Here is a 25,027-nt window from a genome sequence, read left to right on the forward strand (position 1 = left end):
TTTTTGATAGGCCATGGCTAGCCGCTGTCATTCGTCGCAATAGATTGTTGCTTGTTGATCTATACGCGATTTGCCTATAGTTTCTGCCATGCGAACCTTATTTTTTGAAACGACTACGTTCACTGCCACGGTTGGCCATTACCTGACCGATGATGAATATCGCCTGCTTCAGTTCTATATGCAGCAGCATCCAGAGGCCGGTGACGTCATGCCACGTACCGGTGGCTTCCGTAAGCTGCGTTGGTTCGATGACCGTCGCGGCAAAGGGAAACGAGGTGGACTGCGGGTCATTTATTATTGGTTGAGGCATGATCGTCAGTTCTGGATGTTTGCGATTTATGACAAGGACGAACTGGAAAACCTGACCTCCGAGCAAGAGAAGACGCTCAAGCGCGCCATAGAAGCTGAGTTGAAAGTACGAGGTACCTTATGAAAAAGCGTGATCTGTTTGCCGAGATGATGCAAGGCGTCGAGGAGATGGCCGCTCACCGCGAGGGCAAGATTACCCTTCGCCAGATTTCGATTGAAGACAAGCCGGTTCCCGAGGTGTCGGCCCAGGAAATCGTGGCCCTGCGCGACAGGCTCCATATGTCCCAAGCTGTTTTCGCCAAGAGCATCAGGACCAGTCCGGGCACCCTAAGGAACTGGGAGCAGGAAAAGTCCAAGCCTAACGCCCAGGCGGCTTTGTTGATCAAATTGGTCGAGAAGTTTCCGGATATGGTCGAACGGCTTGGTGCTGTTTGAACCGCCGAAAGCCATGAAAAAGCCCCGCCTTCGAGAGAAGTGCGGGGCTTTTTCTTGGGCGTTATTTCGGCTGGCGATGTTCCTGTGGGAGCGGGCTTGCTCGCGAAAGCGGTGGGTCAGTTAAGTTGAAGTTGACTGACCGCGCGCATTCGCGAGCAAGCCCGCTCCCACAAAGGAAGGCTCACCCCGGGCTTTATTGCTGGGCGATGCTGTAGCCGTCGAACGCTTTCTGCTGTTGCAGCGCGGTGACGATGCTTTTGCGAGTGACCGGTTGTTCGGTGCCGTCGTTGTCCAGGAAGGTTTCGCTTTCCAGTTCGGCGTCGTCGCCTTCGCCAATGAAGTTGAAGCCCAGGAACTCGAAGGCCTCGCGGTCGACGTTTGGCTTGGAACGTGGCGTGCGCAGGGGCAGGGTGACGCTGATGCCGTCCTTGCTGATGATGAACACCTCGGCTTCCTTCTTGGGCCGCGAGGCCTTGCCCTTGCTGCCGCTCGGGTTGCTGATGGCCTGGTGGGTCTGGGTCAGCACTTTCAGGGCCAGGCCATAGACCAGCTCCTGGAAGTCTGCATCATCCTTGTAGCTGGAAAGTATGCGGCTGATGGGGAAGCGGCTGCTCAGGTCTTCCAGGGCGGCAAAGTCCGCGGCTTCGGCATCCTTGAGCTGCTTGAGCTGGCCCATCAATTCGTAGGCCTTGTCATCATCGAACGCATCGTGGGCCTGGCGAATGGCGGTACGCAGTTCGCGGATCTGGTCGCTTTCGCGGTTCGACTGGAACGCATCGAGGACCATCTCGCTGATGGTTTTGGCCTGGGGCAGATGCTGTGAAAGATTGATGGAGTTTTCGTATTCCGCTTTGGACGACAGGGTGACTACGGATTCAGCGGTATTGGAATCGGACATTGAAATTTCACTACTTCTGTTAGCGGGATAAGGCGAGAAAGGCATTGAGCTTTTTTCCGGTCGCCTAATCTATTGGACGCGGGCGGTGTTGTCACGGTCGGACCGGTCGCCGGTACGCATTTGAGTCGCGCAACAGCTCCATCAACCGCAACGCGTCCGGCGTCGCGGCGCCGCTGGCCGTGTTGTCGAAGATGCACCAGGTCGGTGTGTCCGGGGCGGCTTGCAAGGCTTGGGCGATTTGCTTGAGTCGGACGTCGTCGTAGGGCGTGTAGTAAATCTTCGGCGAGCCGTGCAAACGGTAATAACGAATGCCGGGCCAACCCGCCGGTTGATCGCCGCCCGGCAGCGGCGACGGATCGGCGGCAACCCGGCCGATGCGCTCGGCCTGCAACATCGCCATGGCGTGTGGTGCGAGCCAGCTCGGGTGTCGAGGTTCGAGCACCGCATCGCCAGGGTAACGATCACGCAATGCTCTGAAAAAAGCCTCGGCCTGCGCGTTGTCAAAGGCCAGCGACGGCGGCAATTGAATCAACAGGCAGCCGAGTTTCTCCCCCAGTTGCGAGCACTGCCCGAGGAATTCATCCACAAGCCCCTCGCAATCGAGCAAGCGTCGTTCGTGGGTGATCTGCTTGGGGACCTTCACCGAGAAGCGAAATTCTGGTGCCACGCTATCTGCCCATTTTGCGTAGGTGGCGGGACGGTGCGGGCGATAGAACGAGCTGTTGATCTCCACCGCTGTGAAGCGTGCGCTGTAGCGCTGCAGATGGGTGCCTTCATCGGGAAAGGATGGCCATTGCGCCCTGGGCAACGACCAGCCGGCGCAGCCCAGGAAAAGGTTCGAAGCGTGGGGGAGTCGAGTCGCCAACGTGAGAGACCTGATTGCGGGGACAATGTTATGACCGCAACAAACGCCTCGAGGGTTCCTTTTTTGCAAACCCAAGTCAGTCGCAGATAACGTTCTTGCCGGCCATCTTGGAGCGATACAACGCCTGGTCCGCCCGATCCATCAGCAACTCCTGCGTTTCTTCTTCGAGCCGCTGCACCACGCCAAAGCTCATGGTGATCTGGAAGTCGCCCACCGGCAGCAGGTCGGACAAGCCTCGGCGAATGGTTTCAGCCATCAGGACCGCGTCGGCCAAGGATGTGTTTGGCAAGATCATGATGAATTCATCGCCGCCCCAGCGCACCAGCAGGTCGCCGTCGCGTTCGCAGCGTTTGACCGCCTGCACCACCTGCACCAGCGCCGCATCACCGAACGCGTGGCCGTAGCGATCATTGATGTCCTTGAAATCATCGACATCCATGGCGATCAGGGACAACGGTTCGCGAAAGCGCTGGGCGCGTTCGCAGGCCAATGGCAGGGCTTGCTCCAGGCGATAGCGGTTGGCGACCAGGGTCAAGGCGTCGGTTTCGGCGAGTCGGCGGTTTTCGTCGAGCTGGATTTGCAATTGATGGTTGACCCGCGACAGTTCGCGGGTGCGTTCTTCGATGACTGCCTCGAGGGATTTGTTGCGCTGTTCCAGTTGCTCGAACAGACGCTTCTTGTCGTCGATGCTGCGATGGGCGCCGATCATGCGGGCCACGCTGCCGTCTGGGTTGCGGGCGATGACGTAGCCGCGGTCTTCGATCCAGATATAGGAACCGTCATGTGTGCGACAGCGGTATTCGGCCTGGTATTTTGGCGACCGTTGTTCCAGGTAGTCATCGAACAGCGCCATCACCTGAGGATAATCGTCCGGATGGATTACGCTCTCCCAGGTCAACACGGTGTTGCTCAGTGAATGGGGCGTGTAGCCGAGCATGGTGTACCAGCCGGGGTTGCGATAAACGAACCCGGTATTGGCGTTCCAGTCCCAGATGCCGTCGCTCACCAGTTCCATGATGGTGTGGAGCACGCTTTCGTCCAGATCGGACAAATCGAACCGCAGCAAATCGATCTTCGAGGCGTCGTCCATCGTTGTTCCCCTATCAGCCCTGATATCAAAATGCTCTCCGAGGGTGAAGAGTAGCCGATGGGACGGAGGGGCACTAGCGGGGTAGCGCTTCGGGTGAACGCCTGAACTGTGGCGAGGGAGCAAGCTCCCTCGCCACGGGGTTTATCCAACACTTATCGAGCGCGGCCATCAGGGTTTGCCCCACTTCTCCAGCGCAAACTCGACAAAACTGCGCAGCTTCGGCAAACGGTAGCGATCCTGGGCGTACGCCAGGCTCATTGGCCGATGGGGTAGCTGATAATCCTGCAGCAGCGCCACCAAGTGCCCGTCCCTCAGGTCCTGCGCCACCAGCGCGTCCGGCAGCATCACCACACCCATGCCGGCCAGTGCGGCGCGATGCAGGCCCGAGGAGCTGTTGATCAGCATCGGCCCGGTCACCGGCACCTTGATTTCGCCTTCTGGCCCGTTGATAGGCCAGAGGTCCTGGGCGAAGCGCCATTCGTCAGCGGCAGAATAGGCAAACGACAGGCAGTCGTGCTGTTGCAGGTCATCGGGTTGTCGTGGCGTGCCTCGCCGTGCCAGATAAGCCGGGGACGCGCAGATGGTCAAGGTGTAGTCCACCAGGGAGCGGGCGATCAGCTTGGGATCGACAGGACCCAGGCGGACGGCGACGTCGAAACCGTGGTCGAGCAGGTCGAGTCGCTGGTTGGTCAAGACCACGTCGAGCTTGACCTGTGGGTAGCGCTGGCTGAATTCGGCCAGGGCTGGCGCCAGGAGCTCCGTGCCGAAGGTCAGCGGCGCGGTGATGCGCAAGGTGCCGGTGGGGTCGCCCTGGGTCTGCTCCGCCAGGCGCTCGGAGTCGGTGACCAGCCCGATGACTTCCAGGCAGCGTTGATAGTAGGTCGCGCCGAACTCGGTCAGGCGCTGGCGCCGCGTCGTCCGGTTGATCAGGCGCACGCCGAGGCGTTGCTCCAACGCGCGAAGGTGATTGCCCACCATGGTGGTGGACATCTCGCAGGCCTGGGCCGCCGCCGTCAGGCTGCCGGCTTCCACGACTTTCACGTAAACGGTCATTGCCTGGAACAGGTCCATTATCAAGCTCGGCTTTTAAATGATTGAAGTAAAGCGATGTTTATCCATTGAGGGTGGCTAACCATACTGGAAAAAACCATCCAATGGAGCTCGATGTCATGACCGCCGCCTGCCTGATGACCACCTACCAACCCCTGCCGCTGAATTTCACCCACGGGTTGGGTACGCGCCTTTGGGACCAGGACGGTCGCGAGTACCTCGACGCGGTGGCAGGCGTGGCGGTAACCAACGTCGGGCATTCTCATCCCCGGCTGGTGGCCGCCATCAGTGAACAGGCCGGCCTGTTGCTGCACACCTCCAACCTGTACAGCATCGATTGGCAACAACGGTTGGCCGGCAAGCTCACGCAGCTTTCGGGAATGGACCGGGCGTTTTTCAACAACTCCGGAGCCGAGGCCAACGAAACCGCGCTGAAACTGGCGCGTCTGCATGGCTGGCACAAAGGCGTCGAGCAGCCGCTGGTCGTGGTCATGGACAACGCCTTCCATGGGCGCACCCTGGGCACGATGTCTGCCAGCGACGGCCCATCGGTACGGCTGGGGTTCAATCGGCTCCCCGGGGATTTCATCAAGGTGCCATTTGGCGATCTCGCCGCGCTGGAAAAAATCCAGCAGGCCCATGGCGAGCGTATCGTCGCGATTCTGGTGGAGCCGATCCAAGGGGAAAGTGGCGTGCAAGTCGCGCCGCCGGGTTACCTGCGGGCGCTGCGGGACCTGTGCAGCCGGCGTGCCTGGTTGTTGATGCTGGACGAGATCCAGACCGGTATCGGCCGCACCGGCCAGTGGTTCGCGTTCCAGCACGAGGGCATCGTGCCGGACGTCATGACCCTCGCCAAAGGCTTGGGCAACGGTGTGCCCATCGGTGCCTGCCTGGCCCGGGGCAAGGCCGCCGAGCTGTTCACACCCGGCAGTCATGGCAGTACGTTTGGCGGCAATCCGCTGGCCTGTCGCGTCGGCTGCACGGTGCTGGACATCATCGAGGAGCAAGGCCTGGTGGAAAACGCCAGGCGCCAAGGCGAGCAATTGCTCAGCCGGTTGCGGGCTGAGTTGGCGGATAACCCGAACGTGCTGGAGATTCGCGGCCAAGGGTTGATGATCGGCATCGAGCTCAAGCAACCGGTGCGCGACCTGGCCCTTTGCGCTGCCCGGGACCATGGCTTGTTGATCAACGTGACCCGGGGCAAGACCATCCGGCTGTTGCCGCCGCTGACGATTGACGGGCGGGAAGTGGAGATGATCGCCAGGGGCGTGAGCCGCAGTTTGGCGCAGGCGTGAAACGTCTTCGATCGGGCGAAGAGCGGTGTTTTCCAGTCAGGGCGAAGCGCAGCGCAGCGGGACGGAATTTTTAACGATTGTCGCGTTCCAACGCCAGCCAGAGTCGATTGCCTACACTTTGGCAACCAGACTGAAAATCCCAGGAGCACCTCCATGTTCACCTCGCGTCGCTTGATCGTTGTCGCTACCGCCGTGGCCCTGTTGTCCGGCTGTGCGTCGCCCAACCCCTATGACAACCAGGGCCAGGCCTCTACCGAATCTTCGGGCATGAGCAAAACCGCCAAGTACGGCGGCCTCGGTGCGCTGGCGGGGGCGTTGGCCGGTGCGGCCATCGGTCACGATAACCGCGGCAAGGGCGCGTTGATCGGCGCCGCTGTGGTCGGCGCCTCGGCGGCAGGCTATGGCTACTACGCCGACCAGCAGGAAAAGAAACTGCGCGCGAGCATGGCCAACACTGGCGTTGAAGTGCAGCGCCAGGGCGACCAGATCAAGCTGATCATGCCGGGCAACATCACCTTCGCCACCGACTCGGCGAACATCGCGTCCAGCTTCTACCAACCGCTGAACAACCTGGCCAACTCCCTCAAGGAGTTCAACCAGAACCAGATCGAAATCGTCGGCTACACCGACAGCACCGGCAGCCGCCAGCACAACATGGACCTGTCCCAGCGCCGCGCCCAGAGCGTGGCGACCTACCTGACGTCCCAAGGCGTAAGCGGTGCCAACCTCTCGGCCCGTGGCGCAGGCCCGGACAACCCGGTGGCGAGCAACGCCGACGTCAATGGCCGCGCGCAAAACCGTCGGGTCGAGGTCAACCTCAAGGCGATTCCGGGGCAGCAGTACCAGGCGCCGCAGCAGCAGGGGCAGACCTACCAGCAGTATCCTTGATCGCTGGGCGGTGAATGAAAGGGGGACCCCGGAAATGGGGTCCCCCTTTTTTTGCGGCTCTGTGGCGAGGGGATTTATCCCCGCTGGACTGCGAAGCAGGCCCAAAACAGTCAGCTCCATCAGCCTGACACTCCGAGTTGCTTGATTAGGGGCTGCTGCGCAGCCCAGCGGGGATAAATCCCCTCGCCACAACACCATCTCCCCGGACCAAACACAGTGTTCACTCTAGTGGGTAGGTTTAGTTAGCCTCTTTCACCGCACTCAAGAACGCACACGTACGCTCCTGCTGCGGGTTCTCGAAGATTTGCGCCGGCGTGCCTTGTTCATGAATCTGGCCCTTGTAGAAAAAACACACCCGATCAGCGAACTCCCGCGCAAACCCCATCTGGTGGGTCACCATCAGCATCGTCAGGTTGTGTTCGGCGCCCAGCTTGCGGATCACGTTCAAGACCTCGCCGCACAGCTCCGGATCCAGCGCCGACGTCACTTCGTCAAACAGCATCACTTTCGGCCGCATCGCCAGCGCCCGGGCAATCGCCACCCGCTGTTGCTGGCCGCCGGACAGCTGCGACGGGTAATGATCGAGCTTGTTGCCCAGGCCCACCAGCTCCAGCAGGTCGGCGGCGCGCTCGCGGGCTTCCTTCGGGTTCATGCCCAGCACTTGCACCGGCGCTTCGATGACGTTTTGCAGCGCGCTCATGTGGGGGAACAGGTTGAAGCTCTGGAATACCATGCCGATCTTGCCGCGCACCCGGCGGATGTGTCGGTCGTTGGCCGGCACCAGCACGCCGTTGCGATTGGGCATGTGCGTCAGGGAATCGTCCTCGACGCGGATCTGGCCCTGGTCGATGCCTTCGAGGGTCATCAGCACCCGCAGCAGCGTGGACTTGCCCGAACCGCTGGGGCCGATGATCGCGACCTTTTCACCGGGCGCGACATCCAGGTTCAAGTGATCCAGCACGGTGAAGCTGCCATAGCTTTTGGTCACGTCCTGGAAACTCACAATCGGCCGGGACGGTGTTGGAATCTGCATGGCCGGGGCCTCCTGCTGCGATGCCAGCGTGCTGCGCCGGGACAAATCGGTGGGCGTGGACAGGGGTAAAGTCATTAGCGTAGCTCCATGCGCGTTTCAAGGCGCCGTACCAGGTAGGCCAGGGCGAGGCTCAGGGCGAGGAAGAACAGGCCGACCATGGTGATCGGTTCCAGGTAGCGGAAATTTTCGGAGCCGATGTTCTTGGCCTGCTGCATGATTTCCACGACGGTGATCGCCGATAGCACCGGCGTGTCCTTGAGCATCGCCACCAGGTAATTGCCCAGCGGCGGCACGATGGGGCGCAGCGCCTGGGGCAGGATGATGTTGCGGTAGGCGTCGTACGGCGCGATGTTCAACGCCGTCACCGCTTCCCACTGCGCCCGTGGCACCGCGTCGAGACCGCTGCGATAGACCTCGGCGATGTAGCAGGCGTAATGCAGGCCGATGCCGACGATGCCGACTTGCATGGCTGTCAGGCTCAGGCCGTAGTTGGGCAGCACGTAGTAGAGGAAATACACCTGGATCAGCAACGGCGTGCTGCGGATGAACTCGATCACCGCCGTGGCCGGCCACGACAGCCAGAACCTGCGGCTGCGCCGGCCAATCGCCAGGAACAGCCCCAGCACGATCGCGATCAGGAAGCCGATCAACGTGATGCCCACGGTGTTGAGGGACGCGCGCAGCAGGTCCGGCAGGATCTGTGCGGCATAGGACCAGTCGAACAATGTCATGACAGACCTCCGCGCATCCGGCCCCGGCTCAGTCGCCGCTCGATGTTGCGCATGCCGAAGTTGATGGCCTGGGCGAGGATGAAATACATCACCAGCGCCAGGCTGAAGATTTCCAGGGTCTGGAATGTCGCCTGATCCAACTGGCGCGCCCGGAAGCTCAGGTCGGATAAGGTGATCAGCGAGACCAACGAGGTGTTCTTCAGCAGCTCGATAAGCAGATTGGTGCCCGGCGGAATCGCCGCCAACAACGCCTGGGGCAGGATGATTCGTTTGAAGCGTGTGAAGGCACTGAAGTTCAGCGCCGTGCAGGCTTCGTATTGGCCCTTGGCGACCGAACTGATGGCGCCGCGCATCACCTCGGCCCCATACGCGCCGATGTGCAGGCCCAGGCCGACGATCGCCACGGCGTAAGGGCTCAGTTCGACGTTGAAGGGAGGCAGCGGCAGCACGAAGAACAGCCAGAACAACTGCACCAGCAGCGACGTCCCGCGGAACACTTCGATGTAGGTGATGGAAAACCAGCGCAACGCGCGCCACGGCGACAGCCGCCCGAGGGCTGCAAGTACCGCCGCGACAATCGCCAGCAGCGAGCCGAAGAAGGTCACTTGCAGCGTGACCCAGGCCCCTTGAATCAATAACGGAAGTAATTCGCCCATGGTTCAACCCGATGTCCGATGAAGCGGGGAACAGGCATTACGCGCTGTGCGTCATGCCCGTTTCGGCGTGCCGTCAGGGCTGAGCGCAGAGCTCGGCCGCGGTCTTGCTGGTGACGTTGGATTTGTCGAAACCGAACGGCGCGACGGCCTTGAGGTGTTCTTCCGAACCCAGCCACTTTTTCAGCTCGGCGTTGACCGCGTCGCGCAGGTCCTTGTCTTCGGGGCGGAAGGCCAGCGCACCGTAGCCTATGTGGGACGGGTCGTCCTTGAATTCGGTCATCGCCTCGACCTTGTCACCGCCCTTGGCGGCCAGGCCCTTCATGGTCAGTTGCGTACCGACGGCGGCGTCGGCGCGACCGGCGCGCACGGCTTGCAATTGCGCGGTGGTGTCGGGGACCTGCAGGATCTGTTCATCCTTTACCCCGGAATCGCGGGCATAGGCCAGGTTCACCGTGCCGGCCATGATCGCCAGCTTCACGTCCGGTTGCTTGGCAATGTCTTCATAGCTGTGGAGTTTTTTCGGATTGCCCTTGGCTACCAACAAGGCGTCGGGCAATTGGTATTGCGGATCGGTGAACAACACCTGTTTGCAGCGCGCCGGGGTGATGTACATGCCGGCGGCGATCACGTCGAAGCGACCGGCGCGCAGGCCAGGAATCAGCGAGCCCCACTCGGTGAGCACGCCAGTAACCTGCTTGATGCCCATCTTGGCGAAGATGATCTTGGCGATCTCCGGCGATTCACCGGTGACGGTGCCGTCGGTTTCGGTGAAGGCAAACGGGGTTTCGTTGGCGTAGCCGATGCGGATGCTGCTGTTGCTCTTGACGGTATCCAGGGTCGCCGCCTGGACGCTGCTGGCCAGGCCAAGCACGGCACAGGTCAACAAGAGCCGGCGCATAGGTGTGCAAGTGCGGGGAAGAAAATTGCTCATCGATAAAATCTCCTGTTTCTTGTGGATCCGTCAGCGGACGGTTCTGTGTTAGGAGGCAGTGTGACAAGAGCAAAACGTACAACGGCGGATCCGGGCATGGCCTGAGATCGGGAATGGCGCCGGTACAGGTCGGTCCGGCTTTTTGTCGGGGCAATGCACCCGCCTGGATAACGACCTTGGACCGAGCATACAAAAGCCCCGGCGCGGATTGTATTGCACTAGGACAATTGCATTGCCGCGATGGCCGCGCAATGCTGTGCGCACCCGTTCTCACGCCGGTTGCAGCCGTTATGGATAAGTGGAAGTCAGCCCTGGACCTCGCCCGCAGCGGTGAATCCAAATACAAGATCCTGGTGCAGGCCATCGCCGACGACATCGAACAGGGAACCCTGGCCAATGACCAGCGCCTGCCGCCGCAACGGCAGGTGGCCGACGCGATGGGCATCAGCGTGCAGACCGTCACCAATGCCTACAAGGAGTTGGAGCGCCAAGGGCTGGTCCGCTGCGAAGTCGGGCGCGGCAGTTTCGTCTCGCGGCGCATGAGTGATCGGGTCGCCACCTATATCCTCGACAGCCCCGAGCGGGCGCTGGTGGATTTTTCCATCACGCGCATCCTGCATACCCGTGAGCACGATCAGTGCTGGCGCGACACCTGCGCCGAGCTGAGTACCGAAGAGGATCAGCCGTGGATCCATGCGTTTCGTCCGATAGCCGGATTTGAATCCCATCGCGAAGCGGCGGCGCAATGGATCGGCCGACAGGGGCTGAAAGTCGATCGCAACGATGTACTGATAACCAATGGCGCCGCCCATGGCATCTTCCTCGCTCTGGCCTCCCTCGCCGGTCCCGACGATGTGGTGCTCTGCGAAGGGCTGACTGACCACGGCGTGATCGGCAATTCCCAGGTGCTGGGCTTCACCCTCAAGGGGCTGGACACTGACCGCCATGGCATCGATCCCGAACACTTCGAAGACATGTGCAGCAACGAGCGCATCACCGCGCTGGTGTGCACGCCGAACCTGAACAACCCCACCACCAGCCTGATGCCCGACGCCCGCCGCCGGGAGATCGCCGAGATCGCCCGACGCTTTGGCGTGCACATCATCGAAGACGATGTGTACGGTCCGCTGCTGGACGAACGACGGGCGCCGCCTATCAGCCATTACCTGCCGGAGCTGTCGTTTTACTGCACGAGCATGACCAAGTCGGTGCTCACCGGGTTGCGGATTGGCTATCTGGTGGTGCCCAGGCGCCTGGCGTTGCGCACCGAGAGCATCCTGCGGGTGAACAGTTGGATGGCCACGCCGATGGTCTCGGAGATCGCCGCACGCTGGATCCGCGACGGTCGCGCCGACTCACTGCTGCATCTGCAAAGGCGCCTGTTGGCCGGACGCCAGGCGATGGTCACCGAGCACATGGGCGAACATGTGTTGGCCCAGCATCCTCATGCCTTGAACGCATGGATCGGCATTCCGCCCCACTGGGAAGTCGACAGCCTGGTGCGGGCGCTAAGGCATAAGCACATCGCCGTCACGTCCCCCGATCCGTTCACCGTGCGCGGCACACCAAGGCCCCGCGCGGTGCGGGTCTGCGTCGGTGCCGAATGCAGCGATGAAGAAATGCGCCATGCACTGATCGGCATGCGGCAGATCTTCAACCAGTACCCGCAGATTCATGATTTCTGATGCACCACACCATTCCCTGTGGGAGCGAGCTTGCTCGCGATAGCGGTGTAGCAGTCGGCAAAGATGTTGAATGTGAGGGCCCCATCGCGAGCAAGCTCGCTCCCACAAGGGATTTGTGGTGACTTTGGAACTTCATCACTAAATTGCCCTAGTACATTCATCACCACAATCCGGCCCTCTTAGACTGCGCCCAACACATCTGCTCGGGACGCGGTCATGACAGGGTTGCAGCTTCAGGACATTTTCCTCGCTCGCCAGCGCATCGAGTCGCAGGTCAGGCGCACGCCCATGGAGCATTCCCCCAGCCTGTCGCGACTGATGGGGGTGCCGGTGTACCTCAAGCTGGAAGCCTTGCAAATCACCGGCAGCTTCAAGCTGCGTGGGGCGAGCAATGCCGTCGCGCAACTCAGCCCCGAGCAGAAGGCCCGAGGCGTGGTCACGGCTTCGACTGGCAACCATGGCCGGGCGCTCGCTTATGCCGCCTCGCAGCAGGGCGTCCGGGCGATGGTCTGCCTGTCGAACCTGGTGCCGGCCAACAAGGTGCAGGCGATTCGCGATTTGGGCGCCGAGGTGTGCATCGTCGGCCAATCCCAGGACGATGCCCAGCGCGAAGCCGAGCGTATCGCGAGCGAGCAGGGCGCGACTTTCCTGCCGCCGTTCGATCATCCGGCAATCATCGCCGGACAAGGCACCCTCGGCCTGGAGATCCTTGAACAACAACCGGACGTGGCCCAGGTGCTGGTGCCGTTGTCCGGTGGCGGCCTGTTCGCCGGGGTTGCCCTGGCCCTGAAAAGCGCCAATCCAGCGATTCAGGTCCACGGCATCAGCATGGCCCGAGGCGCGGCGATGCACGCCAGCCTCGCCGCCGGACAACCCGTCGACGTCGAAGAACTGCCGACGCTGGCCGACTCCCTCGGGGGCGGCATCGGCCTGGACAATCGCTTCACCTTCGCCATGACCCGACAGTTGATCGATGACCTGCACCTGCTTTCGGAGGCCTCCATCGCTAACGGCCTGCGCCATGCCTATCACCACGAACGCCTGGTGCTCGAAGGCGCCGCCGTGGTCGGCATCGCGGCGCTGCTCGACGGCCTGGTCGAACCGCGTGGCCCCATCGTGGTGGTGGTCAGCGGCCGCAACGTCGACACCGAACACCATGCCCGCGTGATCGCTGGCGCCAACGCCTGATAACCCGTTGAACGGAGCCTGTCATGAGTGAAGTCACCCTATTGAGCGAAGCCGACCTGCGCAGTTGCGTGGCCCTCGACCTGGCGAGCATCGACGCCGTCGAGCAGGCGTTCGTGCTGCTGGCCACCGCCGCCGTGGCGATGCCGCCGATCCTGCGATTGGACATTCCCGAGCACAACGGCGAAGTGGACGTGAAGACCGCTTACCTGCCGGGCCTGGAACGCTTCGCCATCAAGGTCAGCCCGGGTTTTTTCGACAACCCCAAGCTTGGCCTGCCCAGCCTGAACGGCATGATGATGCTGCTCTCGGCACGCACCGGTTTGCTGGAGGCGCTGTTGCTGGACAACGGTTACCTCACCGCCGTGCGCACTGCCGCGGCCGGGGCGGTGGCGGCGCGTTGCCTGTCCCGTGAGGACAGCCGCAGCGTGGCGCTGATCGGTGCCGGCGAACAGGCGGCATTGCAGCTCCAGGCGCTGCGGCTGGTGCGACCGATCGACGAGGTGCGGGTCTGGGCGCGGGATGCGCAAAAGGCCCGGGCGTTCAGTGCCGAACTCGCTCGCGACAGCGGGATTGCCGTTACGCCGTGCGCCTCCATCGATGACGCCATGGAAGGCGTGGACATCGCCATCACTTGCACCCCGAGTCGTGAGCCGTTGATCGAAGCTCGCCATTTACATCCGGGCCTACACATCACGGCGATGGGATCGGACGCGGAGCACAAGAACGAAATTTCCCCGCAAGCCTTGGCGGCGGTCGACTGCTATGTCGCCGACCGCTTGAGCCAGACCCGGGTGCTCGGTGAACTGCACCACGCCCTGGTGGCCGGCACCGTTCGCGATGACCTCGCATTGTTGGAGCTGGGGCGGGTGTTGGCGGGGCAGCGAATCGGGCGTTCCGATGCGGCGCAAGTGACGCTGTGCGACCTCACCGGCACCGGCGCCCAGGACACCGCTATCGCCAATCTCGCTTTCGAGCGGGCGCGGGCGGCAGGGAAGGGTTTTGCGTTCGGGCGCTAGATCTTTTTTCACGAGTCATTTGAACAGAGGGCAGGTGGATGTCAGAGATAGTCGTCAATCTTCCGTTCCAGCGGGAGGAATACGCCCAGCGCCTGGCGAAGGTTCGCGCAGCCATGCAGGCCCAGGGCCTTGAGCTGCTGCTGGTCACCGATCCGTCGAACATGGCCTGGCTCACCGGCTATGACGGTTGGTCGTTTTATGTGCACCAATGCGTGCTGTTGGCGCTGGACGGCGAGCCCGTGTGGTTCGGCCGCGGCCAGGATGCCAACGGTGCCAGGCGCACGGTGTTCATGCAGGCCGATAACATCGTCGGCTACCCGGACATCTACGTGCAGTCTCGCGAGCGCCATCCGATGGACTACCTGTCCCGCGAGGTGATCATCGCCCGTGGCTGGGGCGCCCTGTCCATCGGCGTGGAAATGGACAACTACTACTTCAGCGCCGCCGCCTACCTGTCGCTGCAAAAGCATCTGCCCGAGGCGAAACTGGTGGACGCAGTGGGCCTGGTGAACTGGCAGCGTGCGGTCAAGTCGCCCCAGGAAATCGCCTACATGCGCATCGCTGCGCGCATCGTCGAGAACATGCACGGCCGGATTCTCGAACGGATCGAACCGGGCATGCGCAAGAACGAACTGGTGGCCGAGATCTACAGCAGCGGCATCCTCGGTGCCGACGGCCACGGCGGCGACTACCCGGCCATCGTGCCGCTGTTGCCCACCGGGGCCGACGCCAGCGCGCCGCACCTGACCTGGGACGATTCGCCGTTCGAACGGGGCGCCGGCACCTTCTTTGAAATCGCCGGTTGCTACAAGCGTTACCACTGCCCGCTGTCGCGCACGATTTACCTGGGCAAGCCGCCGCAGCGTTTCCTCGACGGTGAAAAAGCCGTGGTCGAAGGCATCGCCGCAGGCCTGGACGCGGCCAAGCCGGGGAACACCACGGGCGACATCGCCGTGGCGTTTTTCAAGGTGCTGGAGAAATTCGGCATCCACAAGGACAGCCGTTGCGGCTACCCCATCGGTATCAGTTATCCACCGGATTGGGGCGAGCGCACCATGAGCCTGCGACCCGGTGACAACAGCGTGTTGCAACCGGGCATGACCTTCCACTTCATGCCGGGGCTGTGGATGGATGATTGGGGCCTGGAAATCACCGAGAGCATCCTGATCACCGAGACCGGCGTCGAGACGCTGTGCAACGTGCCTCGTCAACTGTTCGTGAAGGATTGACCCATGAGCGAAATGCCCAGCAATCCCATCATTGCCACGGTCGACTTCAGCCGCGCAGGCGTGCAGCACGGTTTTCTCAAGCTCCCGTATTCACGGGACGATTCGGCCTGGGGCGCGGTGATGATTCCCATCACCGTGATCCAGCGCGGCAGCGGCCCGACTGCATTGCTCAGCGGTGGCAACCATGGCGATGAGTACGAAGGCCCGGTGGCCCTGAGCAAATTGGCCCAGCAGTTGAGCGCCGAAGAGGTCAGCGGACGGGTGATCATCGTTCCGTTCATGAACACCCCGGCCTTCCATGCCGGGCGCCGGACTTCGCCGATCGACAAGGGCAACCTCAATCGCAGTTTTCCCGGTAGGCCTGACGGCACGGTCACCGAGAAAATCGCCGACTATTTCAACCGCACCCTACTGCCCTTGGCCGACATTGTGCTGGACATCCATTCCGGCGGCCGGACCCTGGATTTCCTGCCGTTCGCCGCCTGCCACGTCTTGCCGGACAAACAGCAACAGGCGCGCTGCGAGGCCGGCATGCTGGCGTTCAACGCACCGTATTGCATGCGCATGCTGGAGCTGGACGCCGGGTCGATGTACGACACGGCCGCCGAATCCCAGGGCAAGGTGTTCGTCACCACCGAGCTGGGCGGCGGTGGTTCTTCCACCGCTCGCAGCGTGGCGATTGCCGAGCGTGGGGTGCGCAACCTGTTGATCCACGCTGGCATTTTGCGGGGCTCGATCGAGTTGCAGCCTTCGCTGGTGCTCGACATGCCGGACGCCAGTTGCTTCATTGCCAGTGAGCACAACGGTTTGCTGGAGATGTGCCGTGACCTTGGTGAAAACGTCACCCGGGGCGAGGTAGTAGCGCGTATTCATGACACTGCCCGCAGCGGCGTCGCCCCGGTGGAATACCGCGCCGCCCGCAGCGGCTTGCTGGCGGCCCGGCATTTTCCCGGACTGGTGCAGTGTGGCGATACGTTGGTGGTGATTGCGGATGTGTTGGCTTGATAACAGCCAGCCACAAATCCCCTGTGGGAGCGAGCTTGCTCGCGATAGCGGTGTGTCTGAGACGATGATGTTGAATTTGATGGCCTCATCGCGAGCAAGCTCGCTCCCACAAAGGCCTGCGTTGAGTCTGATTTTTTTAACCGCCCGGAGCCCGGCCCCATGCACAAGCTCGATCGCTACGACCTGAAGATCCTGCAGATCCTCGCCGACGACGGGCGGATCACCAAGTCGAGCCTGGCCGAGGCCATCAACCTGTCGGTCACGCCGGCCTGGGAGCGGGTGCGCAAGTTGGAAGCGGCGGGCTTGATTGTCGGTTATCGAGCGCAGATCGATTGGGCTGCGGTGTTCAAGCGTCAGCAGGTGTTGGTGGAAATCACCCTGGCCCGGCACACCGCCCAGGACATGCGTCGTTTCGAACAACGCATGATCGCCGCGCCCGAAGTGGCGTTCTGTTACGCCACCGGCGGCGGTGTCGATTACCTGGCGATGATCCAGGCGCCGGACGTCGATGCCTACCAGCGTTTTGTCGATCAACTGCTGCTCGAAGACCTCGGCATCGAACGCTACTTCACCTACATCGTCACCAAGACCATCAAGACCGCCGGTGCGTTGCCGGCGGAGCTGGTGTCATCCGCCTGAGCACCGCAGAAAACGCTTTCCGGCAGGTTCTTTCCAGAAAAAAACCAAGGTCTGACCCCGCTCGAACATCCGAAAACCCAAGCGTCGCTGCCCTAGCATGGATTCACGCACACGCTCTGGAGTGAACGTCATGCCTTATCAACACCCGCTGCTGTTCAAAGCGCTTTGCTATGTCGACGGCCATTGGGTTCACAGCGACAGCGGTCACAGCGTGGCCGTCCACAACCCTGCCAACCGCACCGTCATCGGTCATGTACCGATGCTTGATCAATCGCAGATCGTCGCGGCGGTGGACGCGGCGCATCGCGCATTTCCTTCGTGGCGCGAACAGAGCCTGGAGACGCGCGGCGCCATCCTGCGGCGCTGGGCGGCGTTGATCACCGAGCACAGCGAGGACCTGGCGCGAATTCTCAGCCTGGAACAGGGCAAGCCCTTGGCCGAGTCCCGTGGCGAAATCGCTTATGCCGCCAGCTTCATTCCTTGGTTCGCCGAGGAAGCCCGGCGCCTGTACGGCCAGAACATTCCCAGCCATATCCCGAATGCGCACCTTGGCACGGTCAAGGAACCGGTGGGGGTTTGTGCGCTGCTCACGCCGTGGAATTTCCCGTCGGCCATGATCACCCGCAAGGCCGCCGCCGCGTTGGCCGCCGGTTGCACCGTGGTGATCAAGCCGGCCCACGAAACACCGTACTCGGCCTTGGCGTTGGCACAATTGGCCGAAGAAGCCGGCTTCCCTGCCGGGGTCTTCAACGTGGTCCTGGGCGAGCCGCAAATGGCCATGGAAACCCTGGTCAAGGACAGTCGCGTACGCTCGGTGAGCTTCACCGGCTCGACCCGGGTCGGGAAGCTGGTGTTGCAAGCGGCGGCCCACGACGTGAAGAAAGTCGCGCTGGAGCTGGGCGGCAACGCGCCGTTCATTGTCTGCGCGGATGCCGACCTGGCCCTGGCGGTGAAGGTCGCCGTGGAGGCGAAATTCCAGACCTCGGGCCAGGATTGCTGCGCGGCCAACCGAATCATGGTCCAGCGTCCGGTGTACCAGGCTTTTCTCACTCGCTTCACCGCAGCTGTGCGCGCCTTGCGCGTCGGCCCGGCCATGGTCGATCAGCAGGAACAGGAGGTGGACGTCGGCCCATTGATGCATCAGGCCGCGTTCGATGCGACCGCCGACCGCGTCGCCGATGCCCTGGCGTTGGGTGCTCAACGCCTGGTGGGCGGTGAAACACATGCCTTGGGCGGGTTGTTCTACCAACCCACGGTGCTGGCCGATGTCACGCCGCAGATGCGCATCTACCGTGAAGAAAACTTCGCGCCCATCGCCGGGGTGATGCCGTTCGACACCCTGGACGAAGCCGTCGAAATGGCCAACGACACCGAGTACGGACTGGCCGCCTATATTTGCTCCAACCGCCTGGATCTCATTTACCCACTGATCCGCCGTCTCGACCACGCCATGGTCGCGGTCAACGGCGTCAAGTTCACCGGCCACCCGATTCCCTTCGGTGGCATGAAAGCCTCCGGCCTCGGCCGCGAGGGCGGCACCGAGGGCTTCGAGCCCTTTGTCGAAACCAAATACTTTTGCCTGCACCATCAAGGCCAGTTCCCAGGAGAATCCGCATGAGCCAAGAACTCAACACGCTGTTCGAACAAGACCGTGCGCATTTCATGCACCCGTCGACCCACGCCCATGACCACGCCAGCGGCGCGCTCAAGGGGCGGATCATCAAGAGCGCGTCGGGCATCCGCATTCGCGATCACGAGGGGCGTGAGTTCATCGACGCCTTTGCTGGCCTGTACTGCGTGAACATCGGCTACGGGCGTACCGAGGTGGCTGACGCCATCTACAAGCAGGCCAAGGAACTGGCCTACTACCACACCTATGTCGGGCATTCGAGCGAGGCGATCATCGAGCTGTCCAGCCGCATCATGGACTGGGCGCCGGAAGGGATGAAGAAGGTTTATTACGGCCTGTCCGGCTCGGACGCCAACGAAACCCAGATCAAACTGGTGCGTTACTACAACAACGTGCTGGGCCGGCCCCGGAAGAAGAAAATCATCTCCCGCGACCGTGGCTACCACGGCTCAGGCATCATGACCGGCAGCCTGACCGGGCTGCCCGCGTTTCACCAGCATTTCGACCTGCCGGCGGAAGGGGTCAAGCACACCGTCTGCCCGCACTGGTACCGCAAGGCCCCGGCGGGCATGGACGAAGCGGCCTTCGTGCGCTATTGCGCCGATGAGCTGGAGAAAATGATTCTTGCTGAAGGTCCGGACACGGTGGCGGCGTTTATCGGCGAACCGCTGATGGGCACCGGGGGCATCATCGTTCCGCCCGCCGGTTATTGGGATGCGATCCAGGCTGTGTTGAAGAAATACGACGTGCTGTTGATCGCCGATGAAGTGGTGTGCGCGTTCGGGCGCCTGGGTTCGAAAATGGGCAGCCAGCGCTACGGCATGAAGCCGGACCTGATCACCACCGCCAAAGGCCTGACCAGTGCCTATGCGCCTTTGTCCGCGGTGATCATCGGCGAAAAAGTCTGGAGCGTGATTGAAAAAGCTTCCCAGGCCGAAGGAGCCATGGGCCACGGCTGGACCTATTCCGGGCATCCGATCTGCGCGGCGGCGGCCCTGGCCAACCTCGACATCCTCGAACGGGAAAACCTTACGGCCAACGCCGAGGATGTGGGCGGCTACTTGAATCGTCGATTGCGCGAAACTCTCGAAGGTCATCCGTTGGTGAGCGAGGTGCGCGGAGATGGCATGCTGGCGGCAGTGGAGTTCATGGCCGACCGTGAACAGCGCACAGCGTTCGACCCGGCACTCAAGGTCGGCCCCAAGGTCTCGGCCGCCTGCCTGGAACGCGGCATGATCGCCCGCGCCATGCCCCACGGCGACATCCTGGGCTTCGCCCCACCGCTGATCCTCACCCGTGAAGAGGCGGACCTGATCGTTGACATCACCAAAGGCGCTATCGATCAGGTGGCGGGTGAGGTGTTGGCTTGAACTGAGTTCACAATACTTCAGGACACAAATAACCTGTGGCGAGCATTGAAGTGAGTGGAGTTTGAGGCAATAAAAAAGCCCGCCCGATCATGCGATCGGGCGGGCTTTTGGGTGTCGCTCGGAAATTACTTCTTCAAACCGTAATGCTCATCGAGCATGCCGGGCGAATTCGGGGCCTTCGGCGCGTAGTCCCGTGGTGGTTCCTGGATCCCTTTCGGTGGGGTCAGGCGTTCCCGCGGGCTCTGTGCCGCATCGGCCTGCAGGGCAGCCAGCAGGCGTTGGCGAGTCTGCTCGTCCAGGGCCAGGCGATTGGCGCCCTCGGACAGGTGATCCTGGACTTCCTGGTAGCTCTGGGTGAGTTTTTTCACCAGCGAAGCGGTGCTGTTGAAGTGAGTGACCACTTCATTCTGGTAACTGTCGAAACGTTCCTGGATGTCGTCCAGCTGACGTTGGGTGCTGTTGGGCACCGCGTTTGGCAGCAGGCGGGCAAGCAGGAATCCAATGGCGACACCGGCAACCAGGGCAAGAGTCGGCAACAGCCAAACTAAGAGCGAGTGTTCCACGAGTCCTTCCTCTATAAACGGCTTTGCTTTACGTTAACGGCTCGGACCTGCGCTGTATACCGCGAAGAACATCGCAATGATGCCAGGCACAGACTTTTAGCTAGACGAGTCGACCCTATTCGGGGTCACGGAGTTCTTTCCTTGCTTATGCGCGAAACCCCCGTATTCATCGATGGCCCGGTGGGCCAATTGGAAGCCTTGTACCTGGACAGCGAGGCCCCCCGTGGCCTGGCGCTGATCTGCCACCCGAACCCGGTGCAGGGCGGGACCATGCTCAACAAAGTGGTTTCGACCCTGCAGCGCACCGCCCGCGATGCCGGCCTGGTTACGTTGCGTTTCAATTATCGCGGCGTCGGCGCCAGCGCCGGCAGCCATGACATGGGCACCGGCGAAGTGGACGACGCCCAGGCCGCAGCCGCCTGGCTGCTGGAAAAATACCCGGGCCTGCCCCTGACCCTGTTCGGTTTCTCCTTTGGCGGCTTCGTTGCCGCAACCCTGGGCGGGCGCCTGGAAGCCCAGGGCCAACCGCTCAAGCACCTGTTCATGGTGGCACCGGCGGTGATGCGCCTGGATGAGCAATCGCCCTTGCCGACAGATGGTGAGCTGACCGTGATCCAGCCGGAAACCGACGAAGTGGTCGATCCGCAACTGGTCTACGCATGGTCCGACGCGCTCCAACGCCCCCATGAGCTGCTGAAAGTGGCAGAATGCGGACACTTTTTTCATGGCAAGCTGACCGATCTCAAGGATCTGCTCCTGCCGCGCCTCTCGAATTGACAGCAGTCTGACAAGCGATAACCCATGACGACGCGTACCCGTATCCTGACCGGCATCACCACCACCGGCACCCCGCACCTGGGCAACTATGCCGGCGCCATCCGTCCGGCGATCCTCGCCAGCCGCGACAGCAACGCCGATTCGTTCTACTTCCTGGCCGACTACCACGCCCTGATCAAATGCGATGACCCGCTGCGCATCCAGCGTTCGCGCCTGGAAATCGCTGCGACCTGGTTGGCCGGTGGCCTGGACGTGGACCGCGTGACGTTCTATCGCCAGTCCGACATTCCTGAAATCCCGGAGCTGACCTGGCTGCTGACCTGCGTCGCCGCCAAGGGCCTGCTCAACCGCGCCCACGCCTACAAGGCGTCGGTGGACAAGAACGTCGAGGCCGGCGAAGACCCGGACGCCGGCATCACCATGGGGCTGTACAGCTACCCGGTGTTGATGGCAGCCGACATCCTGATGTTCAACGCCCACAAGGTGCCGGTCGGTCGCGACCAGATCCAGCACGTGGAAATGGCCCGGGACATTGGCCAGCGCTTCAACCACCTGTTCGGCCAGGGCAAGGAGTTCTTCACCATGCCCGAGGCGCTGATCGAGGAGAGCGTCGCCACGCTGCCGGGCCTCGATGGTCGCAAGATGTCCAAGAGCTACGACAACACCATCCCGTTGTTCAGCAGCGCCAAGGACATGAAGGACGCGATCTCGCGGATCGTCACCGACTCCCGCGCCCCGGGCGAGGCCAAGGACCCGGACAACTCGCACCTGTTCACCCTGTTCCAAGCCTTCTCCACTCCAGCGCAGTCCGCCGAATTCCGCAGCGAACTGCTGCAGGGCCTGGGGTGGGGCGAGGCGAAGAATCGCCTGTTCCAATTGCTCGATGACCAGTTGGGTGAAGCGCGCGAGCGTTATCACCAGTTCATCGAGCGTCCATCGGACCTTGAGGACATCCTGCAACTGGGCGCCAAGAAAGCCCGGGCCGTGGCCACGCCGTTCCTCAACGAACTGCGCGAGGCGGTTGGCCTGCGCTCGTTTGTCAGCCAGGTCCAGGTGACGACCCAGACCAAAAAGAAAGCGGCCAAGGCAGCCCGTTTTGTCAGCTTCCGCGACGAGGACGGCAGTTTCCGCTTCCGCCTGCTTTCCGCCGAGGGCGAGCAGCTGTTGCTCTCGAACAACTTTGCCGACGGCAAGACCGCCGGGCAGGTGACCAAGCAATTGCAGTCCGGCCAACCCTTGGACGTGCGCAGCGACGACCTGGGTTTCAGCGTCTGGCTCGACGGCGCATGCGTGGCCCAGAGCCCTGCGTTCGCTGACAGTGCCGCCCGGGATGCAGCCATCGACGCGTTGCGCGTGGCACTGACGCCTGCCCAGGACTGATCGAAGCGTTACCCGACCATCGGCCCGAATAAGGGCCGATTGCCATTCTTCTGGGCCATCGCTACAGTGACGGCCCGTTTTTGTTGCCTTGCTAACGAATATGACGCCCCTAGAACGATATCAAGCTGATCTGAAACGCCCGGAATTCTTCCACGACGCAGCCCAGGAAACGGCCGTGCGGCACTTGCAGCGCCTGTACGACGACCTGATCGCCGCATCGAACAACAAGCCGGGCTTGTTGGGCAAACTGTTCGGCAAGAAAGACCAGGTGCCGGTCAAGGGCCTGTATTTCTGGGGCGGCGTCGGCCGTGGCAAGACCTACCTGGTGGACACCTTCTTCGAAGCGCTGCCGTTCAAGGAAAAGACGCGGACGCACTTCCACCGCTTCATGAAACGCGTACACGAGGAAATGAAAACCCTGGGCGGCGAAAAGAACCCGCTGACCATCATCGCCAAGCGTTTCGCCGCCGAAACCCGGGTGATCTGCTTCGATGAATTCTTCGTTTCCGACATCACCGACGCCATGATCCTCGGCACGCTGATGGAAGAACTGTTCAAGAATGGCGTGACGTTGGTTGCCACCTCGAACATCGTGCCCGATGGCCTCTACAAGGACGGCCTGCAACGGGCGCGCTTCCTGCCGGCCATCAAGCTGATCAAGGAGCACACCGAAGTCGTCAACGTCGACAGCGGCGTGGACTATCGCCTGCGTCATCTTGAGCAAGCGGAGCTGTTCCATTTCCCATTGGACGCTGCCGCCGAAGAAAGCCTGCGCAAGAGCTTCCGCGCGCTCACGCCGGAATGCACCCAGGCGGTCGAAAACGACGAGCTGATCATCGAAAATCGCAAGATCCGCGCCATCCGCACCTGCGACGACGTCGCCTGGTTCGACTTCCGCGAACTGTGCGACGGCCCGCGTAGCCAGAACGACTACATCGAACTGGGCAAGATCTTCCACGCCGTGCTGCTGAGTAATGTCGAGCAGATGAGCGTCACCACCGACGACATCGCCCGTCGCTTCATCAACATGGTCGACGAGTTCTACGACCGCAACGTGAAGCTGATCATTTCGGCGGAAGTCGAACTCAAGGATCTCTATACCGGTGGTCGCCTGACGTTCGAGTTCCAACGGACCTTGAGCCGGTTGCTGGAAATGCAATCCCACGAATTCCTGTCGCGGGCGCATAAGCCCTAGCGAGTCTGGAACACAAAAAAAGGCCTGCGATTGCAGGCCTTTTTTGTGTGCGAGATTTAGCAGCCCATCGCATAACCCTGTGGGAGCGAGCCTGCTCGCGAAGGGGGACGGCATGTCCAGCGTAGATGCAAGCTGACCCACCGCCTTCGCGAGCAAGCCCGCTCGCACCTGGACTGTATTGCGCCCTGGCTCACGCCGCCTGCTGAAACTGCTGCCGATACTGGTTCGGCGACAGGTCGGTGTGTTGCCGGAACAATCGCGCAAAAAAGCTCGCATCGTCGTAGCCAACTTCGTAGCTGATGGTCTTGATGCTCTTGCGGCTGCCGGAGAGCAGGCCCTTGGCGGTTTCGATCCGCAGCCGTTGCAGGTAATGCAGCGGTTTATCGCCGGTGGCGGTTTGGAAGCGACGCATGAAATTGCGGATGCTCATGCCATGTTCACGGGCGACGTCCTCGAAGCGGAACTTGTCGGCGAAGTGCTCTTCGAGCCACTGCTGGATCTGCAGGATGATCACGTCCTGGTGCAGTTTTTGCCCGCCGAAACCAATGCGTCCCGGTGAATAGCTGCGCTGTACTTCGTAGAGAATGTCTCGCGCCACGGCTTGGGCGACGTTGGCGCCGCAGAAGCGTTCGATCAGGTAGATGTAGAGATCGCACGCCGAGGTGGTGCCGCCGGCGCAGAACAGGTTGTCGGCATCGGTCAGGTGCTTGTCCTGGTTCAGGTGCACCTTGGGGAAGCGTTCCTTGAAAGCATTGAAGAAACGCCAATAGGTGGTGGCCTCCTTGCCGTCGAGCAGCCCGGCCTCGGCCAGCCAGAACACCCCGGTGGCTTCGCCGCAGAGTACCGCGCCGCGCGCATGTTGTTCGCGCAGCCAAGGCAGGACTTGTGGGTAACGTTGGCAGAGGGTCGCGAAGTCGTCCCAGAACGCCGGCAGGATGATGACGTCGGTGTTTTCCAGGCCACCGTCCACCGGCATGATCACATCGCTGAAGCTGTTCACCGGTTTGCCATCGGGGCTGACCAGGCGGGTTTCAAACGCCGGGGTCAGGCCGCGGCCCAGTTGTTTGCCATAGCGCAGGCTGGCCAGGTGGAAAAAATCCTTGGCTTGCATGAGGGTGGAAGCGAAAACCCGGTCGATGGCCAGGATGCTGACGCGCCGCAAGGGCGTG

At 61.9% G+C, this 25,027-nt stretch carries 25 protein-coding genes; 15 read left to right on the forward strand and 10 right to left on the reverse strand.

The genetic code is table 11. The annotated features are described in order from the left end of the window. The first annotated feature begins 88 nt into the window (after positions 1-88). Positions 89-433: a toxin gene (locus JMN22_RS04785; RefSeq protein ID WP_198796624.1), complete on the forward strand. Its 345-nt coding sequence runs from the start codon at positions 89-91 to the stop codon at positions 431-433. Further along, positions 430-744 carry a helix-turn-helix domain-containing protein gene (locus JMN22_RS04790; RefSeq protein ID WP_030139928.1) on the forward strand — a complete coding sequence of 105 codons (315 nt, stop codon included), beginning with the start codon at positions 430-432 and terminating at the stop codon, positions 742-744. The genes JMN22_RS04785 and JMN22_RS04790 overlap by 4 nt, the downstream gene beginning before the upstream one ends. A 193-nt stretch (positions 745-937) precedes the next feature. On the opposite strand, the gene JMN22_RS04795 is transcribed toward JMN22_RS04790, so the two are convergent. From JMN22_RS04795 to JMN22_RS04810, 4 genes are all read right to left on the reverse strand, one after another. Next, positions 938-1,642: a hypothetical protein gene (locus JMN22_RS04795; protein ID WP_198796623.1), complete on the reverse strand. Its 705-nt coding sequence runs from the start codon at positions 1,640-1,642 to the stop codon at positions 938-940. Positions 1,643-1,733: 91 nt separating this feature from the next. Beyond that, positions 1,734-2,507 (reverse strand): DUF72 domain-containing protein, encoded by a 774-nt coding sequence (locus JMN22_RS04800; RefSeq protein WP_030139930.1) that lies wholly within the window; start codon positions 2,505-2,507, stop codon positions 1,734-1,736. A gap of 76 nt (positions 2,508-2,583) precedes the next feature. Continuing rightward, positions 2,584-3,597, reverse strand: a complete 1,014-nt coding sequence (locus tag JMN22_RS04805; protein WP_030139931.1) for a sensor domain-containing diguanylate cyclase — start codon at positions 3,595-3,597, stop codon at positions 2,584-2,586. Between the two features lie 168 nt (positions 3,598-3,765). Then, positions 3,766-4,668, reverse strand: coding sequence for a LysR family transcriptional regulator (locus JMN22_RS04810; RefSeq protein ID WP_198796622.1), 903 nt, complete (start codon positions 4,666-4,668; stop codon positions 3,766-3,768). A gap of 98 nt (positions 4,669-4,766) precedes the next feature. On the opposite strand from JMN22_RS04810, the gene JMN22_RS04815 reads away from it, so the two are divergent. Together JMN22_RS04815 and JMN22_RS04820 are read left to right on the forward strand one after the other, a co-directional pair. Next, positions 4,767-5,942 carry an aspartate aminotransferase family protein gene (locus tag JMN22_RS04815; protein ID WP_030139933.1) on the forward strand — a complete coding sequence of 392 codons (1,176 nt, stop codon included), beginning with the start codon at positions 4,767-4,769 and terminating at the stop codon, positions 5,940-5,942. A 153-nt stretch (positions 5,943-6,095) separates the two neighbouring features. Next, positions 6,096-6,830 carry an OmpA family lipoprotein gene (locus tag JMN22_RS04820; protein WP_018604257.1) on the forward strand — a complete coding sequence of 245 codons (735 nt, stop codon included), beginning with the start codon at positions 6,096-6,098 and terminating at the stop codon, positions 6,828-6,830. 238 nt (positions 6,831-7,068) lie between these two features. On the opposite strand, the gene ehuA is transcribed toward JMN22_RS04820, so the two are convergent. From ehuA to ehuB, 4 genes are all read right to left on the reverse strand, one after another. Beyond that, positions 7,069-7,938 carry an ectoine/hydroxyectoine ABC transporter ATP-binding protein EhuA gene (ehuA, locus tag JMN22_RS04825; RefSeq protein WP_410002287.1) on the reverse strand — a complete coding sequence of 290 codons (870 nt, stop codon included), beginning with the start codon at positions 7,936-7,938 and terminating at the stop codon, positions 7,069-7,071. Continuing rightward, on the reverse strand, positions 7,938-8,594 hold the full coding sequence (gene ehuD / locus JMN22_RS04830; RefSeq protein WP_198796621.1) for an ectoine/hydroxyectoine ABC transporter permease subunit EhuD: 657 nt from the start codon (positions 8,592-8,594) through the stop codon (positions 7,938-7,940). The genes ehuA and ehuD overlap by 1 nt, the downstream gene beginning before the upstream one ends. Beyond that, positions 8,591-9,250 (reverse strand): ectoine/hydroxyectoine ABC transporter permease subunit EhuC, encoded by a 660-nt coding sequence (gene ehuC, locus JMN22_RS04835; RefSeq protein ID WP_030139936.1) that lies wholly within the window; start codon positions 9,248-9,250, stop codon positions 8,591-8,593. The genes ehuD and ehuC overlap by 4 nt, the downstream gene beginning before the upstream one ends. A gap of 73 nt (positions 9,251-9,323) precedes the next feature. After that, positions 9,324-10,181 carry an ectoine/hydroxyectoine ABC transporter substrate-binding protein EhuB gene (gene ehuB, locus JMN22_RS04840; protein ID WP_198796620.1) on the reverse strand — a complete coding sequence of 286 codons (858 nt, stop codon included), beginning with the start codon at positions 10,179-10,181 and terminating at the stop codon, positions 9,324-9,326. A gap of 290 nt (positions 10,182-10,471) precedes the next feature. Between ehuB and ehuR the strand changes: the two genes are divergently transcribed. The 8 genes from ehuR (at position 10,472) to JMN22_RS04880 (ending at position 19,943) form a co-directional block, all read left to right on the forward strand. After that, positions 10,472-11,866 (forward strand): MocR-like ectoine utilization transcription factor EhuR, encoded by a 1,395-nt coding sequence (ehuR, locus tag JMN22_RS04845; protein WP_198796619.1) that lies wholly within the window; start codon positions 10,472-10,474, stop codon positions 11,864-11,866. 216 nt (positions 11,867-12,082) lie between these two features. After that, positions 12,083-13,054, forward strand: coding sequence for a hydroxyectoine utilization dehydratase EutB (eutB, locus tag JMN22_RS04850; RefSeq protein WP_198796618.1), 972 nt, complete (start codon positions 12,083-12,085; stop codon positions 13,052-13,054). Between the two features lie 23 nt (positions 13,055-13,077). Next, complete coding sequence (locus JMN22_RS04855) at positions 13,078-14,070, forward strand: cyclodeaminase (RefSeq protein ID WP_030139940.1); 993 nt, start codon at positions 13,078-13,080, stop codon at positions 14,068-14,070. A gap of 38 nt (positions 14,071-14,108) precedes the next feature. Next, positions 14,109-15,299, forward strand: a complete 1,191-nt coding sequence (doeA, locus tag JMN22_RS04860) for an ectoine hydrolase DoeA (RefSeq protein ID WP_198796617.1) — start codon at positions 14,109-14,111, stop codon at positions 15,297-15,299. Between the two features lie 3 nt (positions 15,300-15,302). After that, entirely contained in the window at positions 15,303-16,304 is a 1,002-nt protein-coding gene (gene doeB / locus JMN22_RS04865) for a N(2)-acetyl-L-2,4-diaminobutanoate deacetylase DoeB (RefSeq protein ID WP_198796616.1), read from the forward strand. A gap of 159 nt (positions 16,305-16,463) precedes the next feature. Then, positions 16,464-16,943 carry an Lrp/AsnC family transcriptional regulator gene (locus tag JMN22_RS04870; RefSeq protein WP_198796615.1) on the forward strand — a complete coding sequence of 160 codons (480 nt, stop codon included), beginning with the start codon at positions 16,464-16,466 and terminating at the stop codon, positions 16,941-16,943. A 130-nt stretch (positions 16,944-17,073) separates the two neighbouring features. After that, positions 17,074-18,561, forward strand: a complete 1,488-nt coding sequence (locus tag JMN22_RS04875) for an NAD-dependent succinate-semialdehyde dehydrogenase (RefSeq protein ID WP_198796614.1) — start codon at positions 17,074-17,076, stop codon at positions 18,559-18,561. Continuing rightward, entirely contained in the window at positions 18,558-19,943 is a 1,386-nt protein-coding gene (locus JMN22_RS04880) for an aspartate aminotransferase family protein (RefSeq protein ID WP_198796613.1), read from the forward strand. Before JMN22_RS04875 ends, JMN22_RS04880 begins: the two co-directional genes overlap by 4 nt. Positions 19,944-20,068: 125 nt before the next feature. On the opposite strand, the gene JMN22_RS04885 is transcribed toward JMN22_RS04880, so the two are convergent. Next, complete coding sequence (locus tag JMN22_RS04885) at positions 20,069-20,506, reverse strand: ZapG family protein (protein ID WP_198796612.1); 438 nt, start codon at positions 20,504-20,506, stop codon at positions 20,069-20,071. A 147-nt stretch (positions 20,507-20,653) separates the two neighbouring features. On the opposite strand from JMN22_RS04885, the gene JMN22_RS04890 reads away from it, so the two are divergent. From JMN22_RS04890 to zapE, 3 genes are all read left to right on the forward strand, one after another. Then, positions 20,654-21,283: an alpha/beta hydrolase gene (locus JMN22_RS04890; protein WP_030138572.1), complete on the forward strand. Its 630-nt coding sequence runs from the start codon at positions 20,654-20,656 to the stop codon at positions 21,281-21,283. 24 nt (positions 21,284-21,307) lie between these two features. Beyond that, positions 21,308-22,663 carry a tryptophan--tRNA ligase gene (locus JMN22_RS04895; protein ID WP_030138571.1) on the forward strand — a complete coding sequence of 452 codons (1,356 nt, stop codon included), beginning with the start codon at positions 21,308-21,310 and terminating at the stop codon, positions 22,661-22,663. 100 nt (positions 22,664-22,763) lie between these two features. Then, on the forward strand, positions 22,764-23,858 hold the full coding sequence (gene zapE, locus JMN22_RS04900) for a cell division protein ZapE (RefSeq protein WP_198796611.1): 1,095 nt from the start codon (positions 22,764-22,766) through the stop codon (positions 23,856-23,858). A gap of 190 nt (positions 23,859-24,048) precedes the next feature. Here the strand turns inward: zapE and JMN22_RS04905 are convergent, their stop codons facing one another. Beyond that, entirely contained in the window at positions 24,049-24,945 is an 897-nt protein-coding gene (locus JMN22_RS04905; protein ID WP_187293302.1) for a GlxA family transcriptional regulator, read from the reverse strand. Positions 24,946-25,027: the final 82 nt, after the last annotated feature.

It is taken from the genome of Pseudomonas sp. HB05 (genome assembly GCF_016756915.1).
Taxonomy (GTDB): domain Bacteria; phylum Pseudomonadota; class Gammaproteobacteria; order Pseudomonadales; family Pseudomonadaceae; genus Aquipseudomonas; species Aquipseudomonas alvandae.

What these genes read in the sequence shown, in the direction of transcription:
- JMN22_RS04785 (WP_198796624.1), top strand. Translation starts at nt 89, where the DNA reads ATGCGAACCTTATTTTTTGAAACGACTACGTTCACTGCCACGGTTGGC.
- JMN22_RS04790 (WP_030139928.1), top strand. Translation starts at nt 430, where the DNA reads ATGAAAAAGCGTGATCTGTTTGCCGAGATGATGCAAGGCGTCGAGGAG.
- JMN22_RS04795 (WP_198796623.1), bottom strand. Translation starts at nt 1,642, where the DNA reads ATGTCCGATTCCAATACCGCTGAATCCGTAGTCACCCTGTCGTCCAAA.
- JMN22_RS04805 (WP_030139931.1), bottom strand. Translation starts at nt 3,597, where the DNA reads ATGGACGACGCCTCGAAGATCGATTTGCTGCGGTTCGATTTGTCCGAT.
- JMN22_RS04810 (WP_198796622.1), bottom strand. Translation starts at nt 4,668, where the DNA reads ATGGACCTGTTCCAGGCAATGACCGTTTACGTGAAAGTCGTGGAAGCC.
- JMN22_RS04815 (WP_030139933.1), top strand. Translation starts at nt 4,767, where the DNA reads ATGACCGCCGCCTGCCTGATGACCACCTACCAACCCCTGCCGCTGAAT.
- JMN22_RS04820 (WP_018604257.1), top strand. Translation starts at nt 6,096, where the DNA reads ATGTTCACCTCGCGTCGCTTGATCGTTGTCGCTACCGCCGTGGCCCTG.
- ehuA (WP_410002287.1), bottom strand. Translation starts at nt 7,938, where the DNA reads ATGACTTTACCCCTGTCCACGCCCACCGATTTGTCCCGGCGCAGCACG.
- ehuD (WP_198796621.1), bottom strand. Translation starts at nt 8,594, where the DNA reads ATGACATTGTTCGACTGGTCCTATGCCGCACAGATCCTGCCGGACCTG.
- ehuC (WP_030139936.1), bottom strand. Translation starts at nt 9,250, where the DNA reads ATGGGCGAATTACTTCCGTTATTGATTCAAGGGGCCTGGGTCACGCTG.
- ehuB (WP_198796620.1), bottom strand. Translation starts at nt 10,181, where the DNA reads ATGAGCAATTTTCTTCCCCGCACTTGCACACCTATGCGCCGGCTCTTG.
- ehuR (WP_198796619.1), top strand. Translation starts at nt 10,472, where the DNA reads ATGGATAAGTGGAAGTCAGCCCTGGACCTCGCCCGCAGCGGTGAATCC.
- eutB (WP_198796618.1), top strand. Translation starts at nt 12,083, where the DNA reads ATGACAGGGTTGCAGCTTCAGGACATTTTCCTCGCTCGCCAGCGCATC.
- JMN22_RS04855 (WP_030139940.1), top strand. Translation starts at nt 13,078, where the DNA reads ATGAGTGAAGTCACCCTATTGAGCGAAGCCGACCTGCGCAGTTGCGTG.
- doeA (WP_198796617.1), top strand. Translation starts at nt 14,109, where the DNA reads ATGTCAGAGATAGTCGTCAATCTTCCGTTCCAGCGGGAGGAATACGCC.
- doeB (WP_198796616.1), top strand. Translation starts at nt 15,303, where the DNA reads ATGAGCGAAATGCCCAGCAATCCCATCATTGCCACGGTCGACTTCAGC.
- JMN22_RS04870 (WP_198796615.1), top strand. Translation starts at nt 16,464, where the DNA reads ATGCACAAGCTCGATCGCTACGACCTGAAGATCCTGCAGATCCTCGCC.
- JMN22_RS04875 (WP_198796614.1), top strand. Translation starts at nt 17,074, where the DNA reads ATGCCTTATCAACACCCGCTGCTGTTCAAAGCGCTTTGCTATGTCGAC.
- JMN22_RS04880 (WP_198796613.1), top strand. Translation starts at nt 18,558, where the DNA reads ATGAGCCAAGAACTCAACACGCTGTTCGAACAAGACCGTGCGCATTTC.
- JMN22_RS04890 (WP_030138572.1), top strand. Translation starts at nt 20,654, where the DNA reads ATGCGCGAAACCCCCGTATTCATCGATGGCCCGGTGGGCCAATTGGAA.
- JMN22_RS04895 (WP_030138571.1), top strand. Translation starts at nt 21,308, where the DNA reads ATGACGACGCGTACCCGTATCCTGACCGGCATCACCACCACCGGCACC.
- zapE (WP_198796611.1), top strand. Translation starts at nt 22,764, where the DNA reads ATGACGCCCCTAGAACGATATCAAGCTGATCTGAAACGCCCGGAATTC.